General features: G+C 62.8%; 15 protein-coding genes and 1 riboswitch. Of the genes, 12 read left to right on the forward strand and 3 right to left on the reverse strand.

Features of this window, described 5'->3' with window-relative positions; all coding sequences use genetic code 11:
- Positions 1-2 precede the first annotated feature (2 nt).
- A complete protein-coding gene (locus tag ACHHRT_RS03320) occupies positions 3-1040 on the reverse strand; it encodes a sirohydrochlorin cobaltochelatase (protein WP_395497674.1) in 1038 nt (345 codons plus the stop codon).
- A gap of 128 nt (positions 1041-1168) precedes the next feature.
- Positions 1169-1356, reverse strand: a riboswitch (cobalamin riboswitch).
- A 112-nt stretch (positions 1357-1468) separates the two neighbouring features.
- Here ACHHRT_RS03320 and ACHHRT_RS03325 point away from each other — a divergent pair.
- Positions 1469-1924, forward strand: a complete 456-nt coding sequence (locus ACHHRT_RS03325; RefSeq protein ID WP_395497676.1) for a sll1863 family stress response protein — start codon at positions 1469-1471, stop codon at positions 1922-1924.
- A 101-nt stretch (positions 1925-2025) separates the two neighbouring features.
- Entirely contained in the window at positions 2026-2337 is a 312-nt protein-coding gene (locus ACHHRT_RS03330) for a hypothetical protein (RefSeq protein ID WP_395497678.1), read from the forward strand.
- A 19-nt stretch (positions 2338-2356) separates the two neighbouring features.
- On the opposite strand, the gene ACHHRT_RS03335 is transcribed toward ACHHRT_RS03330, so the two are convergent.
- Entirely contained in the window at positions 2357-3994 is a 1638-nt protein-coding gene (locus ACHHRT_RS03335; protein WP_395497679.1) for a cation:proton antiporter domain-containing protein, read from the reverse strand.
- Positions 3995-4384: 390 nt separating this feature from the next.
- On the opposite strand from ACHHRT_RS03335, the gene ACHHRT_RS03340 reads away from it, so the two are divergent.
- Together ACHHRT_RS03340 and ACHHRT_RS03345 are read left to right on the forward strand one after the other, a co-directional pair.
- On the forward strand, positions 4385-5269 hold the full coding sequence (locus tag ACHHRT_RS03340) for an HDOD domain-containing protein (RefSeq protein ID WP_395497681.1): 885 nt from the start codon (positions 4385-4387) through the stop codon (positions 5267-5269).
- A gap of 44 nt (positions 5270-5313) precedes the next feature.
- On the forward strand, positions 5314-6513 hold the full coding sequence (locus ACHHRT_RS03345; RefSeq protein WP_395497683.1) for a GGDEF domain-containing protein: 1200 nt from the start codon (positions 5314-5316) through the stop codon (positions 6511-6513).
- Here ACHHRT_RS03345 and ACHHRT_RS03350 read toward each other — a convergent pair.
- Complete coding sequence (locus ACHHRT_RS03350) at positions 6458-7981, reverse strand: MinD/ParA family protein (RefSeq protein ID WP_395497684.1); 1524 nt, start codon at positions 7979-7981, stop codon at positions 6458-6460. The two genes, ACHHRT_RS03345 and ACHHRT_RS03350, sit on opposite strands and share 56 nt — an antisense overlap.
- Before the next feature lie 222 nt (positions 7982-8203).
- Between ACHHRT_RS03350 and rnhA the strand changes: the two genes are divergently transcribed.
- From rnhA to ACHHRT_RS03390, 8 genes are all read left to right on the forward strand, one after another.
- A complete protein-coding gene (gene rnhA / locus ACHHRT_RS03355; RefSeq protein ID WP_395497686.1) occupies positions 8204-8932 on the forward strand; it encodes a ribonuclease HI in 729 nt (242 codons plus the stop codon).
- A gap of 5 nt (positions 8933-8937) precedes the next feature.
- On the forward strand, positions 8938-9990 hold the full coding sequence (locus tag ACHHRT_RS03360) for a histone deacetylase family protein (RefSeq protein ID WP_462348129.1): 1053 nt from the start codon (positions 8938-8940) through the stop codon (positions 9988-9990).
- Between the two features lie 64 nt (positions 9991-10054).
- Positions 10055-11119, forward strand: a complete 1065-nt coding sequence (locus tag ACHHRT_RS03365) for a response regulator (RefSeq protein WP_395497689.1) — start codon at positions 10055-10057, stop codon at positions 11117-11119.
- Positions 11119-11403: an Asp-tRNA(Asn)/Glu-tRNA(Gln) amidotransferase subunit GatC gene (gatC, locus tag ACHHRT_RS03370; RefSeq protein WP_395497691.1), complete on the forward strand. Its 285-nt coding sequence runs from the start codon at positions 11119-11121 to the stop codon at positions 11401-11403. Before ACHHRT_RS03365 ends, gatC begins: the two co-directional genes overlap by 1 nt.
- Before the next feature lies 1 nt (position 11404).
- Positions 11405-12865: an Asp-tRNA(Asn)/Glu-tRNA(Gln) amidotransferase subunit GatA gene (gatA, locus tag ACHHRT_RS03375; RefSeq protein ID WP_395497693.1), complete on the forward strand. Its 1461-nt coding sequence runs from the start codon at positions 11405-11407 to the stop codon at positions 12863-12865.
- Between the two features lie 11 nt (positions 12866-12876).
- On the forward strand, positions 12877-13983 hold the full coding sequence (hisC, locus tag ACHHRT_RS03380; RefSeq protein ID WP_395497695.1) for a histidinol-phosphate transaminase: 1107 nt from the start codon (positions 12877-12879) through the stop codon (positions 13981-13983).
- Positions 13973-14668, forward strand: coding sequence for a (d)CMP kinase (gene cmk, locus ACHHRT_RS03385; protein ID WP_395497697.1), 696 nt, complete (start codon positions 13973-13975; stop codon positions 14666-14668). Before hisC ends, cmk begins: the two co-directional genes overlap by 11 nt.
- Before the next feature lie 36 nt (positions 14669-14704).
- A complete protein-coding gene (locus ACHHRT_RS03390) occupies positions 14705-15055 on the forward strand; it encodes a PilZ domain-containing protein (RefSeq protein ID WP_395497699.1) in 351 nt (116 codons plus the stop codon).
- Positions 15056-15089: the final 34 nt, after the last annotated feature.

Below are 15089 nucleotides of genomic sequence, written 5' to 3' on the forward strand. Positions count from 1 at the left end.
GGTTATTTCAGGGTAATTCCGGCGCCGGCGGCGGCATCGCGGATATTTTCCACGAAGATCCGGGCAAATTCCGTCTTTTCGCCCAAACCCACCAGGTGGGCTTCGCTGGCGATTCCCCGGGCGGTCAGCAGCGATTGGAGGGAGTCATCGTTATCCCCGGCCAGATCGTTGTGGGCGTGATCCCCGGCCACGGTCATGAAAGGCACCAGCAGCGCCCGGCGAACCCCGTCGGCCGCCAGGCGTTCCACCACGATCCCGGTTTCGGGAAAGCCGGTGGCCATGGTGAAGTAGGTGCGGACCTCCGGATAGTTCCGGTTCATCAGATATTCAAGCTCGTTGAAAACTCCGACCGAAAAGTAGCGGTTACCATGGGCCATATAGACCAGGGCGCTCTCCTCCCGGCGGGCTTGTTCGACATCGCCGGCCAGAATCGCGGCGGCCCGCTCCAGGTCCTGGCGGTAGGGGTGTTCGATGCCGGGCGCGCCCAGGGCCGGCCGGCCCAGGACAATCTGCTGAAAGGGCAGGTTGCGTTGCTTGATGGCCCTGATCCCGTTCAGCGCGCTGACGATGGCCCCGAGGTCATGGAACTCCTCGGCGGCGGCGATATGGGTGGGCTGGACCACGATCTGGCCATACCCTTCATCCACCAGATCGGCAATGGTGGCCAGCGGCGCCTTGACCTGATAGATCTCCGCCGGGACCTCCGGGTTTTGGGCCCGGTACTCGGGATTGTCGCGGCGGGCGTGCCAGATTCGGCGGATGATGTTGGAGGTGAAGGCCAGCCGCACCGGCGTATCGGGGAAGGCCGCCGCCACCTGGTCACGAATCTCGAGAATACCGGGCAGGGCCTCGGGGTAGCTGGTGCCGAACACCGCCAGCACGATGGCCGGATGTTCGGAGACCACATTGACCTTGCCGGCTCGGGCTTCGGCGGGGACGGTGAGGGCAACGGCCAGCAGCAGCATGAGGGCGGGCAGCCACAGGGGCAGCGAACGACGGGCGGAACTATTTGATGTTGCGGAGATTAGTTTGGGTGCCATGGTGTTCCTCCTTAAAAGAGAAGTTGGCGCCCGGGCAAAAAAAAGCCCGGAACGATAAATTAATATCGATCCGGGATTCCCTTTTTATCCGTCAGATCGGTCGCACAACCCCAAGCCACGGGGGCTGCTTCCATGCTTGCTTCCAGGCAGGTCTTCTGACTCTCGGCTCATCCTACCGGCCGCGCCTTCCCACCCGGATGGTTCCGGGCAGTGGCATTGTGCGGCTTTCGTCCCCGATTACAGCGGCGGGCCCGTCTCCGACTTCCACGGAGTTCCCTGTTATGCCCTTGCGGGCACCTGGACAATTCTGGCCGAGAGGTTTACTTAAGCGGGAAGGAAAGTCAAGTTTTTTCCGGCGTTGACTTTGGCTGTGGTATTAGGTAGTTTCGCAGGTGGGAGTAGACCTTGATAACAAAGGGAGAGATCCGATGAAGTTAAATATCTGCGTGATATTTCTGGTGGGCTTCCTGCTCTTGGTTCCGCAGGCTTATGCTGAAACGGTGGACGACCAAACGACCTTCGAGACGGTGAAGCAGGAGACTCAAAGTCTGCTGCGGACTTTGGGCGCCTATACCGCGGACCAGAAAGAGGCGGCGGTGCGCAAGACCAAGGCGGCTTTAGACCAGTTGGACAAGCGGATCGATGACCTGGAAACCAGCATCAATAAAAACTGGGAGAAGATGGACCGGGAGGCTCGGCAAAAGGCCAGGGCCAGCTTGCAGGCCCTGCGCGAGCAGCGGAAGCAGGTGGCTGAACGATACGAGAGCCTGAAGGGTAGCTCCTCGGAGGCCTGGGAGCAGATGAAAAAAGGGTTTTCCGATGCCTATCGGGAGCTCAGTGAAGCCTGGGAGAGATCCGAGCAGGAGTTTGGCGGCCAAGAATAGCCCAGGCCACCCGTGGCTCGTTCGGCTCCTCGTCTCTTGTCCGGGTTGCAGGTTTTATCCCGTTAGAGCTTGGCCCTACTTCCACTTCCAGGCATTGGGCGATGAAGGAACTGATTATTTTTCTGTTGGCTTCGGCTTTTTTTGCCTGGGTTTCGCGGAGGGCGCTGCTTAACCCCCGTGCCCACGGTTTTTACCGTTTTTGGGCCTGGGAGTTTATCCTGGCCCTGCTGCTGCTGGCCTGGGGTGCCTTTCTCAAGGATACCTCCCTGGTTGGCTTTGCCCTGGCGGGGGGAGCCAGCATCGCCCTCTTTTTCACCGCCCTGTGCGACGAGGCCGAGTGCCGCCGCCATTTCGGTTCGGCTTACGTCGAGTACATGAAGAGCAGCAAGCGGTTCCTGCCGTTGCTGTTCTGACCGCCGGTGGTTCCGTTGTTCAGGACTCGTTGCGGAGCCGGTCCCGGGGGTTGTCGCCAAGCATCTCCGCCAGCAGGGGTTCGACCTGGGCGGCGAAACCGCTACCAGCCCCTTCGTAAAGATTGAAGGCGACTTGGGCCCCGACTCTTTCCAGCTCGGCGGCATCGTCGGGAAACTGGGCCAGGGCCGCGATATAGCCTTCAAAGCCCGCCTCTTTCAGTTGCCGCAGGGCGTAGAGGTTGGCCTGGTGCTCGGGCATGGCCAGCAATATCATCCGCAGTTTATCGTGGCGGGCCCGCAGCCAGAAGTCGGGGTCGGTGGCATCGCCGTGGACCACCAGGCGGCCCTTGCTCCGATGCTCGCTGACCTTGTTGGTGTTGTTTTCCACCCCCACCGCCACCTCGCCGAAATCACCGGTGATGAAATCGTACGCGCCGCTGCCCACCCGGCCCATGCCGAAGATCGCCACCACCGCCTCGCCCAGGTCGATGGGGTGCTCCTCGGGGTGGCGTTGCGGCCCCTCATATTTTTGCAGCCGGTCGTGGAGCAGGGAGAAAAGCCGGTGGGAAAGTTGATTAAGGGGAGCGGCCGCCACAAAGGAGATGGCCAGGGCGATGGCGATGATCAGCATCCAAGAGGGATCCATCCAGCCGTTGGCCACTCCCACCGCGCCGACGATCAGGCCGAACTCACTGTAGTTGGCCAGGCTCAGGGAGGCCAGAAACGAGGTGCGGGCCCGCAGTCGGAGCCGGGTGAGGAGCAGGAAGAAAAGGACCACCTTCATGGGAATAAGCAGCACCAGGAAAAATGCCAGGCCGATATCCTGCCAGCCGGGCAGACCGGCCAGGCCGATCTGGACGAAAAAACCCACCAGGAACAGTTCCTTGAGGCTGAAGAGGTTGTCGGCGATCTCCGAGGCCCGCTTGTTGTTGGCCAGGAGCATGCCCAGGGCCAGGGCACCGAGATCGGGCTTCAACCCCACCAGATCGAAGGTGGCCACCCCCACCGCCAGGGCGGCAAAAAGACCGAACATGGGCAACAGTTCGCCGTGGCCGCAACGGTTGAGGATGTAGTAGATCCCCGGCCGGACCAGGAGCAGGGCGGCCAGCAGCGGCACGGCCCACAGGGACGGCAGCTTGCCGGTGGAGGCGGTAAGAAAAAGCACCGCGAAGATATCCTGCATGATCAGAATGCCAATGGCGGTGCGCCCGTGCAGAGAGAGCATCTCCCCCTTCTCCTCCAGAATCTTCACCGCGAACACGGTGCTGGAGAAACAGAGGGCAAAGGCCACCAGCACCGCCTGGCCGGGGCCGATGGCGGCAAAGGTCTCGATCCCCACGGTCGAGAGCAGGATAAAGCCCAGGCTGAACACCAGCACGGTGATTACGGCATGGCCGGTGGCTCCGGCCCAGACCTCGGGGCGGGTCAGGTTGTGGATTTTCAGCTTCAGGCCGATGGTGAAGAGCAGCAGGGTGACCCCGAGATCGGCCAGGATGGCGATGGTGGGGTCGGGTTTGAGCCCCAGGGCGTAGAAAAGAAAGCCGGCGACCAGAAAGCCGATCAGGGGCGGCAGGCCCACCTGACGGGCCAGAAAACCCAGCAGAAAGGCGGTGGAAAGGGTGAGGGGGTAGGCACTGAGGACGGATCCGGGTTCCATGGGGTTTTTCCTTTGTTAAGCGGTTTTTTCCGCACCGTTTTATCCTGATTTAATGGTGCCCGACTCCTGTTGGCCGGTGGTGGAATTCCCGCATAATATGGCGCTGCTGGCCAAATGTAAAATTAAACCAGAATTTTTTCTCCGTTAACTTCCGGCAGATAGCCTGGCGCGGTGGTCGAACTTCCGGCTATTTCACGGGTTGACGCCGGTGATTTTCCCGCCCTTTACAGTGGTTGTAGGTGATAACCTTTATCGGTCGGCTCTCTTGCCCCTGTGGTTGCGGGTTTTTCAAATGTTAGAGTTGTTTTGCTGTTTTGGAGCGATTTTTGCTTGCCCCTGGTCCTGGAGATATTCGACAAAGGGTCTTGTTGGATCGAGGAAAGGGTGATAATGTCAAGAATAATTCAAAAAAGCCCTGGTGGGCTCGGGTCCGCGGTTTCCGGCCCGTTTTCCCCCCGCGATCTGTTGCTGGGCGAGGAGATCATGGCTTCGCCGCCCTCGATTTACCTCGAGCTCAGTCGGGTGCTGATCCTGTCCGGCCGGACCATCGCTGGCGTGGCCGGGGTGATCGAGCAGGACGCCATCCTCAGTGCCCGTTTGCTGGCCCTGGTCAACAGGATCTCCGGTGGACCATCGCGGCGGGTGGCTACCATCGCCCAGGCCCTGGAACTGGTGGGGCTGGCGGCCATGCGGCACCTGGTGCTGGCCACCCTGACCATGGACGGTTTCCGGGGTTTGGGCAATGAACTGGAGGATCCTCGCCTCTTCTGGCGCCAGGGTTTGCTCTGCGCCCTGATTGGTCACGGTTTGGGGGCCAGGGTCGAAGGGGTGAAGGGGGCGGCGGAGATTCTTTTCGCCGCCGGTCTGCTCCACCGCTTAGGGGACCTGATCATTTTGCGGCGGGTGCCGGAACTGGCCCGGGAGGCGCTGTTCCGCCGCCGGGACCATGGCCTCTCTTTGGCCGAGGCGGAACGCAGTGTGCTGGGGTTCGACTATGGCGATGTGGGGGCGGCACTGGCCGAGAGATGGCTCTTTCCCCCGGGATTGATCGAGCTGCTGGCTTTTCAGCAGCGCCCGGAAAGGGCGCTTAACCAACCCCGGCTTTGCGCCCTCCTGCACCTGGCGGTGGGTATGGTTCAGGATGGTGAGCCGCCGCCGGTTGCCGCGCCCTGCTGGCCCCTGGGCGGCGTTACCGTGGAAATTTTAAACGGGGCCCGGGCCGCGGCCGAAAGCCGGCTTGCCGAAATCGCGGAAATTTATAACTTGCCTTCCTAGGCGGAGGTGATGGCGGGATGCAGGAGGAGAGGGCTGGTCGAGCCATGGACCTTGACGCTGAAAAAAGGGTTAGAGAGTTGGTCCTCGACCACCTCCGCCATCCGGAAGCGGTTGAACCCCTGGTCGATACCCTGGATCGCCTGGTGCGGCGGGAGGGGGAGATCGCCTGCAAGGTTATCCTGGAACTCCTGGTCCATCGCGATTTCAGCCGGGAGGAAGCGGCCCGCTACTGGCAGGAGATCGTGGCCCATCGCCACATGCTCTCCCTGGCCCTGGGGCGGGAGGTCACCCTCTATGTGGCGGTCTGTGATTATTTTTCCCTCAACGGCAACGGGGTCAACCATCCCAAGCTGGTCGACGTTTATCAGTTTGAGTCCATCAACAGCGAAAAACAGTTTGATTTTCTCACCGGAGTTTACAATCGCAAGGCCCTGGAAACCTCCTTGGGCCGGGAGTTCAGCCGGGCCGAGCGCCACCGGCGCAAACTCTCGGTGCTCTTTATCGATCTTGATTCATTTAAAGAGATCAACGATGATTTCGGGCACCTGGTCGGCGACAAGGTGTTGCGGCATGTCGGTAAAATTCTGACCCGTAACAAACGCTCCGGGGATATTGCCGCCCGCTACGGCGGTGATGAGTTTGCCATGATCCTGCCCGATACCGGCAAGGAGGAGGCGCTGGTTCTGGCCCAAAGAATCAACGGCGAGGTCAACCGGGAGCTCATTGCCGCCGAGGGGATGGAGGTGCGGCTTACGGTGAGCGGCGGGATCGCCACCTATCCCGATGACGCCGCCAGCGGCCAGGAGCTCCTCAAGTGCGCCGATGAGGCCCTGTTGCAGGCCAAACGCCTGGGGCGGAACCTTGTTCTGGCCTACAGGTCGGAGAAGCGCCAGGCCCAGCGTCTGGCCCTGGAGGCCCCCCTGACCATTACCCGGATTGAAACCTCCACCGTGGATTTTCCGCCCTTGCGGAGCAAGAATCTAAGCCGCACCGGCATTTTGCTGGATTGCGGTTTCCCCATCAGTCGGGGCTCCCTGCTGGAGATGGAGATCGTCCTCAAGGATCGCAAGCTGACGGTTCGAGGGGAGGTGGTGCGGGTGGAAAAGATGGGGCCGGAGCGGTTCGATATCGGGGTTTCATTTTTGCGGAAACCGGGCCGGCCCAAGCCGCAACCCCGCCGGTCGCCGCTCAGCCTTGGCGACCAAGGCGGGCGAACTCCCGACGCAGCTCACGCTCAAGCCTAGTCAGCTCGTCGATCTTGTCACCGATATTTTTAAGCAGGGGCTCGCGGCCGTCGGGGCAGGGACGGTTGAAACGCTGCTGGTAGGCGACTTTCAACTCGGTCAGCAGTTTGCCGAACTCCTCTTCGCTTAAATTCCCTTCCCGGAGCTGGGCCAGCAGATTCTCGCCGGGCTCGAAAAGCTCCTCGCCGAAGCAGCGCCGGTAGCGGCTGTGCAGCTGCCGGGCAAACTGCCTGAAGCGTTGCTGGTCGGCCCCTGCCGCCGCCATCAATTTGACCAGGCTGTTCTCCGTATCGTGCAGGGGGCTCTGGTAGCGGGATTCAAACAGCCGTTCCAGGGTCTCCACCACCCCCGCCAGCTCCTCCTTGGGGAAGTCCTGCAGTTCCAGTTGATGGTAGAGGGCCCGGCGGGCATTGATGGGGTAGCAGTTAAAGGTCTCGACGAAATTGTCCACCAGTTCGGTGATGAAGGCCGCCGCCTGCTCCCGGGGGATGCCGTTGCCGGCCAGCAGCGCCTTTGCCTGGCTCAACTGCTGGGGGTAATCTCCAGGCGGGGCAGGGTCACCGGGAGGGGGCGCCGTCGCCGCGGGCTCGGCGGGCAAGATCACCTCGCCCACCGGTTGTTCGTCGTCAATCCCGTTGTTCTCCTCGATTCCCATCATCTCCTGCCAGTAGTCGGCAAAGCCCGGGGTTTGGGGCTGGAGGGCCAGCTCTTTGGCCAGCTTGCGGGCCAGGGCCACAAAGCAGCGGGAGGCCGTCGAGTCCGGCCGGCTCAGCACCACCGGTTGTCGTTGATAAACCGAGGCGGTCACGGCCGGATCATTGCTGATATACCCGGCAAAATGGAGGTCCATGGCCAGGTATTTCTTTACCGCCGAGGCAAAGCGTTTATAGACCTCCCGGCTCTGTTCGGGGCTGGCGGCCTGGTTGACCAGGACCTGGGCCTGGCGCTTGAACCCCCTTTTTTGCAGTACTTTAAGCATGGAAAAGGTGTCGGTCAGCGAAGTCGGCTCCGGGGTGACCACCAGCATGACGCTCTGGGCCGATTCCACAAAAACCAGGACATCTTCGCCGATGCCGGCCCCGGTATCGATGAGGAGATAGTGGTGCTGTCGCTCCAGTTGCCGCAGGCCGGCCAAAAGCCGTTGCCGTTGCGATCCGCTCAGGTTGACGCAGCCGGCCACCCCCGAAGCGCCGGGGACGAACTTGATCCCCCCCGGCCCTTTGATGGTCAACTCTTCCAGGCTTTTGCCCCCCTGGAGGTAATCGGCCAGGGTCGCGGTGGGGTTCTGGTTCAGCAGGATGTTGAGGTCGGCCAGCCCGGTGTCGGCGTCGAGAACGCAGACATCGGCCCCCAGGCCCGCCAGGGCGATGCCCAGGTTGACGGTCACATTGCTCTTGCCCACGCCGCCCTTGCCGCTGGTGACGGCGACGGTGCGGGGGGAAGGGCGATGGCTGGGGGGGGCGGTCATCGTTTTATCACCATTTTTTAATGCCATAGTTGCGAGTATAGCCACGGGGTAGTTTTGCCTTTCAGGGGCCGGTGGCCAGGCGGCTGCTTCCGCTTGCTCTTTTTAATGCCGCCGGCGGAACAATTCAAGCAGTTCGTGGTTGGTTGTTCCAATATCTTTATTAGTGGAGGAGACAAACGGTTCTGCTCGCCAAAAAAACGAGAGCCCGTTATAAATAGACCCATGGCGACCAGGAAAAAATTTTACGCGGTGGCGGTGGGCCGGGTGCCGGGCATTTACTCCACCTGGCCCCAGGCCCAGCGCCAGGTGGATGGTTTTGCCGGGGCCCGGTTCAAGGGCTTCGCCAGCCAGGCCGAGGCCGTGGCCTGGCTGGCGAAGCCCCCATCGTGCCGGAAGAAAGGGACCGGGCCAACCAGGGGCCGGGCGGTGGGAAGCGGGAGCGGGGAGTTGTCCGATTCAGGGGCCGCCGATGAGGTGCTTATCTACACCGACGGCGGGGCGATCAACAATCCCGGCCCCGGCGGTTACGGGGTGGTGCAGCTTTGTAACGGGGAGCGCAAGGAGTTATGCGGCGGTTTTCGCCTAACTACCAACAACCGCATGGAGTTGATGGCCTGCATCGTGGCTCTGCGGGAGCTGGAGTATCGGGACTGGCCGGTAAGGCTCTACAGCGATTCCAGCTACGTGGTCAATGGCATCACCCGGGGCTGGGCCCAGGGCTGGCGCCGGCGGGGGTGGGTCAAGGCCGACCGCCAGCCCGCCGTCAACCCCGATCTCTGGGAGCAGTTGCTGGATCTGGTGGCGCAGCTGCGGGTTACTTTCCACTGGGTGCGGGGGCATGCCGGCAACCCGCTCAATGAACGCTGCGATCAGTTGGCGGTGGCCATGGCCCGCCGTTCCGGCCTGCCCATGGACGAAGGTTACGAGCAAAAAAGGGGAATTGGGGCATGAAGGCCATGAAGGATAAGACGGCGGTCCTGCAACACGAAGCCTTTCTGGCCCACGATCCGGGACCCGGGCATGTGGAGTCGCCGGAGCGGCTGGCCGGGGTTTATCGGGAGCTGGCCCGGCCGGAGCAGCGACGGCGCTTTCACTACCCCGATTTCGCTCCGGCCAGCGAGGAGCAGTTGGCCCTTAACCACAGTCGGAGTCATATCGCCCGGGTGGCCGCCACCGCCGGTAGCCCCTTTGAATGCCTTGATCCCGATACCTGTACCTCGGCGCGCTCTTATGAGGCCGCCTGCCTGGCGGCCGGGGCGGCGCTCAAGGGGGTGGAGCTGGTGACGGCCGGCGAGGCGGCCAACGCCTTCGCCCTGGTGCGCCCGCCGGGGCACCATGCCGAGCATGACCATACCCGGGGCTTCTGCCTGTTCAACAATATCGCGGTGGCCGCCCACCACGCCCTGCGTAATCTGGGGCTGGAACGGATTCTGATTGTGGATTGGGACCTCCACCACGGCAATGGAACCCAGCATGCCTTCTATGACAGCGACCGGGTACTCTTCTTCTCCACCCACCAGTACCCCTATTTCCCCGGCAGCGGCGCCTGGTCTGAAACCGGCAGCGGCCGGGGAGAGGGCTATTCCATCAATGTGCCCCTGCCCGGCGGCCAGGATGACGCCGCTTACGCCCGGATCTTCAACGAACTGCTCACCCCCCTGGCCGAGCAGTATCGGCCGGAGCTGATCATGGTTTCGGTGGGTTTTGATACCTATGGGGGTGACCCCCTGGGCACCATGATGGTCAGCGAGTTGGGTTTTGCCTATCTGACCAGGGTGCTGCGGGAGCTGGCCGCCGGTTTATGCGGCGGGCGCCTGGTGCTGGTGCTGGAGGGCGGTTATGATCTAACCATCATGGAGCGCGGCGTGATGGCCTGCCTGGGAGAGTTGGCCGGTGATCAGGCCCGGGCGGAGGCCGATTTTGCCGGCCTCCGTCGGGCCTCGGGACCTTTGCGAGCCTTGGAGCATGCCCGGGAAATGGCAAAAAAATACTGGACAATTCCGGGCTGATCTGGCACTCACATCGTGTTGGAGGGTGTGACAGCCGCTGAAACAAGATACTTGGGGGTCAAAGTTGGAGCCCAAACAACCTGCAAAACAGGTCAAGATCCTGATCGCCGATGACGACGGCATCGTACGGGAGGCGGTGGATAAAATTCTCACGGTTTTCGGTTATGAAGTGGTGAGCGTCGCCGGCGGTAAGGAGGCGCTGGATCTGCTGGGACCCGAGCTTGATCTGATCATCCTCGATATCAGCATGCCGGGAATGGACGGTTTTGAGGCCCTGCGCCGGATCAACGCCCGCAAACTGGGGATTCCGGTGATCTTCCTGACCGGGGCCGGCAGTATGGAGTACGCGGTCAAGGCGGTCAATCTGGGGGCCTACGACTTCATCACCAAGCCCATTGAGGATCTTGAGCTGTTCAATATCAAGATCAAAAGGGCGGTGGAGAAGCGGATGTATGTCCGCCGGGAGCGGGCCTACAAGGAGGATCTTGAGCGCCAGGTGCTGGAGAAAACCTTCGAGCTGGAGGAGAAAAACCGCCTGCTTTCCGAGTACAGTCATAACCTGGAGATCACCACCCTGGATACCATGCTCAGCCTCCAGACCGCCTTGGAGGAGAAGGATGTCTACACCGCCGGCCACACGGTGCGGGTCACCCAGTACGCCAGCCGGATCGCCAGGGCCATGGGGCTGGATGACGGCGAACGCCAGGTGCTGGCTCGGGCTTGCCAGGTCCATGATATCGGCAAGTTGGTGATCGATATCAGCTATATCTGCAAGCCGGGCCCGCTCTCGGAGGAGGAGTGGGGAATGATGCGCAAACACCCGGTCATCGGGGAAAATATTCTCAAGCCCCTCTCCTTCATGAGTCGGGAGTTGGCCATTGTCCGCCACCATCACGAGCGCCTGGACGGCAAGGGCTATCCCGATGGAATCGGCGGCGACGAGCTCGATATTCTCACCAAGATCATCACCGCCGCCGACAGCTACGATGCCATGACCTCCAAACGCAGCTATCGCAGCAACCTCAATCCCGTCGAGGCCGTGGCGGAGATGCGGCGCTGCGCCGGCAGCCAGTTTGACGACGAGGTGGTCAAGGTTTTTTGCGAGATTATTCAAAACGGGAGTAATTGATGCGGATCAGTGAAGAGCAGGTGATGCAGGTTGCTCGATTGGCCCGGCTGGAGCTGGCCGCCGATGAAGTGGGCCCCCTGACCGGGCAGTTGGACAAGATTTTGCAGTATGTCGACAAACTCAATGAGCTGGACACCAGCGCCGTGGCGCCGGTGACCCACGCCCTGTCGGTGGTCAACGCCTTCCGGGAGGACGAAGTTGTCCCGTCGCTGCCCCGGGCCGAAGCCCTGGCCAACGCGCCCCTGGCCACCGAGGCCGCCTTCGTGGTTCCCAAGGTGATCTGAGATGGAGAGCTATCGTTTAACCATTCACGAGCTGGCCCGGCGGTTGGCCCGGCGGGAGCTCTCCGCCGTGGAGGCCACCCAGGCGGTTCTGGCCCGGACTGAAACCACCGGTGCGGGGATCAACGCCTACATTACGGTGGATGCCGAGGGCGCCCTGGCGGCGGCGGCGGCGGCCGATGGGCGGTTGGCCGCCGGCGATGCCCCGCCTCTCTGCGGGGTGCCGATCGCGGTTAAGGATCTGCTCTGCACCAAGGGCCTGCGCACCACCTGCGGCTCGCGGATTCTGGAAAATTTCGTTCCCCCCTATGATGCCACGGTGGTGGAGAAGCTGCGGGCCGCCGGGGCGGTGATTGTCGGCAAAAGCACCATGGATGAGTTTGCCATGGGGTCGGCCAATGAAAACTGTCCCCTGGCGGTGCCCCGCAACCCCTGGAATCCCGATTATATCTGCGGCGGCTCCAGCGGCGGCTCGGCGGCGGCGGTGGCGGCCGACTTGTGCGCCGCCGCCCTGGGCACCGATACCGGCGGTTCCATCCGGCAGCCCGCTTCCCATTGCGGGGTGGTGGGGGTCAAGCCCACCTATGGGCGGATCTCCCGTTACGGCCTGCTGGCCTTCGCCTCCTCCCTGGATCAGATCGGACCCCTGACCAAGGATGTCCGGGACGCGGCCCTGTTGCTCAACGTGCTGAGCGGCCACGATCGGCGTGATTCCACCTCGGTGGCTCAGTCGGTACCCGATTTCACCGCCACCCTCGACCATGGGGTGCGGGGTCTCAAGGTGGGGCTGCCCAAAGAGTATTTCGGCTTCGGCCTGGACCCGGAGGTCAAGGCGGCGGTGGAGAGGGCCATCGAGTTGCTGACCGGGGCCGGGGCCGAGGTGCGGGAGATCAGCCTGCCCCACACCGAGTACGGGGTGGCGGCCTACTACCTGATCGCCCCGGCCGAGGCCAGCTCCAACCTGGCCCGCTACGATGGGGTCCGTTTCGGCCACCGGGACCACGGGGCCCGGGAGCTTAACGAGATGTACTGCCGCAGCCGTTCCCAGGGGTTCGGGCCCGAGGTCAAGCGGCGGATCATCATCGGGACCTACGCCCTCTCGTCGGGTTATTACGAGGCTTACTACCGCAAGGCCTCCCAGGTGCGGGCCCTGATTATCGAGGATTACCGGCGGGCCTTTGCCCAGTGCGACCTGATCGTCTCCCCGGTGACCCCCACCCCGGCCTGGCCGCTGGGGGCCAAAAGCGATGACCCGCTTAGTATGTATCTTTCGGATATCCTGACAATTCCCACCAATTTGGCCGGCCTGCCGGGGATGTCGCTGCCCTGCGGGTTCAGCGGCCGGGGCCTGCCCATCGGCCTGCAGCTCCAGGCCGGCCACTTTCAGGAGGAGCTGCTGCTGCGGGCGGCGGCCCAACTGGAAAGGGAACTGGCGCTCACCGAACGGCGGCCCCCACTGGCTTAACGGATTGATTTATGAAAATAGATGTCGCCCCCCATATCGCCTCCCTGGTCCCCTATCCACCGGGCAAGCCCATCGAGGAGCTGGAACGGGAGTACGGAATCAGCGGTTCGATCAAGCTGGCCTCCAATGAAAACGCCTTAGGACCCTCTCCCAAGGCGGTGGCGGCCATCGGGGCCTGCCTGACCGGACTCCATCGCTACCCCGACGGCAGCTGTTACTACCTGGGCCGGGCCCTGGCGGAAAAGTTGGCGGTGGCCCCCGAGCGGCTGGTTTTCGGCAACGGTTCCAACGAGATCATCGGGCTGTTGGCCGCCGCTCTGCTCGGGGCCGGCGATGAGGTGATCACCTCCCAACCCACCTTCCTGGTTTACCAGAATGTGGTCCAGGCCCAGGGCGGAGTGAACCGGGTGGTGCCCCTTGCCGGGATGGCCCATGATCTGGAGGCGATTGTGGCCGCGGTGACCCCCCGCACCCGGATGATCTTCCTGGACAATCCCAACAACCCCACCGGCAGTGTCTTCACCGCCGCCGAGTTTGAAGCCTTCCTGGCCCGCCTGCCTGAACAGGTGATCGTGGTGCTGGATGAGGCCTATGTCGATTTTGTCGAGGCCGGGCTGCGCCTGGATGTCCGCCGCTACCTGGATGGCCCGGTGCCGGTGGTGGCGCTGAGGACCTTCTCCAAGGCTTACGGTCTGGCCGGCTTGCGGGTTGGTTACGGTTTGATGCACCAGGAGCTGGCCGGTTGCCTGCATCGGGTCCGGCAACCCTTCAACGTCAATGTCCCGGCCCAGGTCGGGGCCCTGGCCGCCCTGGCCGACGAGGAGCATTATCGGAACACCATCGCCAGCACCCGCCGGGAGATGGAGCGGCTGGCGGCGGCGGTGACCGAGCTGGGTTGTCGACCCTTTGCCAGCCAGGCCAACTTCTTCCTGATCGATGTCGGGGGGGAGGGGCGGCCACTCTACGAGCATCTGCTGCGCCAAGGGGTGATCGTGCGACCGATGAACGCCTACGGCTATCCCACCTACATCCGGATCACTCCGGGGCGGCCGGCGGAAAATGACCGCTTCCTGGGCAGTCTGACCCTGGCCCTCAAGGAGCTGGGTTATGGCCGCTGAAGGCCAAGCGGCGGTGGTCACCATCGATGGGCCATCCGGGGCGGGCAAAAGTACGATCAGCCGCCTGCTGGCCGCCCGGTTGGGGTTTACCTACCTCGACACCGGGGCGATGTACCGGGCGGTGGCCCTGGCGGTGGCCCGGCAGGGAGTTGATCCCAATGACGCGGCGGCTTTGGACCGGTGCCTGGAGACGATCGAACTGGAGTTGCGACCCCAGGAAAATGACGATGTGCTGGTCTGCCTCAACGGCGAGGATGTCTCCGCCGCCATTCGCACCCCGGAGATGGCGCTGGCGGCCTCGCGAATCTCCGCCTACCCCCGGGTGCGGAGCAAGCTCACCCAGTTGCAGCGGGAACTGGCCGCCAGGGGAGGGGTGGTGGTCGAGGGTCGCGACATGGGAACGGTGGTTTTTCCCTGGGCCGCCCATAAATTTTACCTGGACGCTTCGCCGGCCGAGCGGACCCGGCGGCGTTGCGAGCAGCTGCGCCAGCGGGGAGAAAACCCCGACTACCAGGAGATCATGGCCCAGATCAAAAAACGGGATCTTGATGACTCGCAACGGGACCTGGCTCCCCTGAAGCCCGCCGATGACGCGGTGATCGTCGAGTCCTCCACCATGACTCCCGAGGCGGTGGTGGAGTTTATGCTGGCCCGGATCAGAAACCTTGTCACCCGCAGCAGCTGACAAAAGCGAGCCCGGAGCCGGGCGGGAGGGTTAACCATGGAAAAAAGCGGGGGTCGGCGTCTGACGCGGCGCAACCTGATTTATCATCTGGAGGTCTTCGACGAGGAGAGCGGTGAGCTGGTGGGACGGCTGGTGGATATCACCACCGAGGGGGTGAAGCTGGTCGCTTCGTCGCCCGTCGGGCCCGACCGGCACTTCCGCCTGCGGATGAAGTTGCCCGAGGATCACTTTCCCCGCAGCCACTGGTGCTTCGAGGCCGTGAGCCTCTGGACCACCCGGGATATCAACCCCGAATTTCATACCACCGGCTTTCGCCTGGTCAAGTTGGATGAGGCGGACCAGGAGCTGGTTTCCGGCCTGATCGAACTATTCAGCTTCAACGACTGAAACCCTCTTTGCCGCTACTCCCTTCCACCTGGCC

This window comes from Desulfurivibrio modestus (genome assembly GCF_044068625.1).
GTDB lineage: Bacteria > Desulfobacterota > Desulfobulbia > Desulfobulbales > Desulfurivibrionaceae > Desulfurivibrio.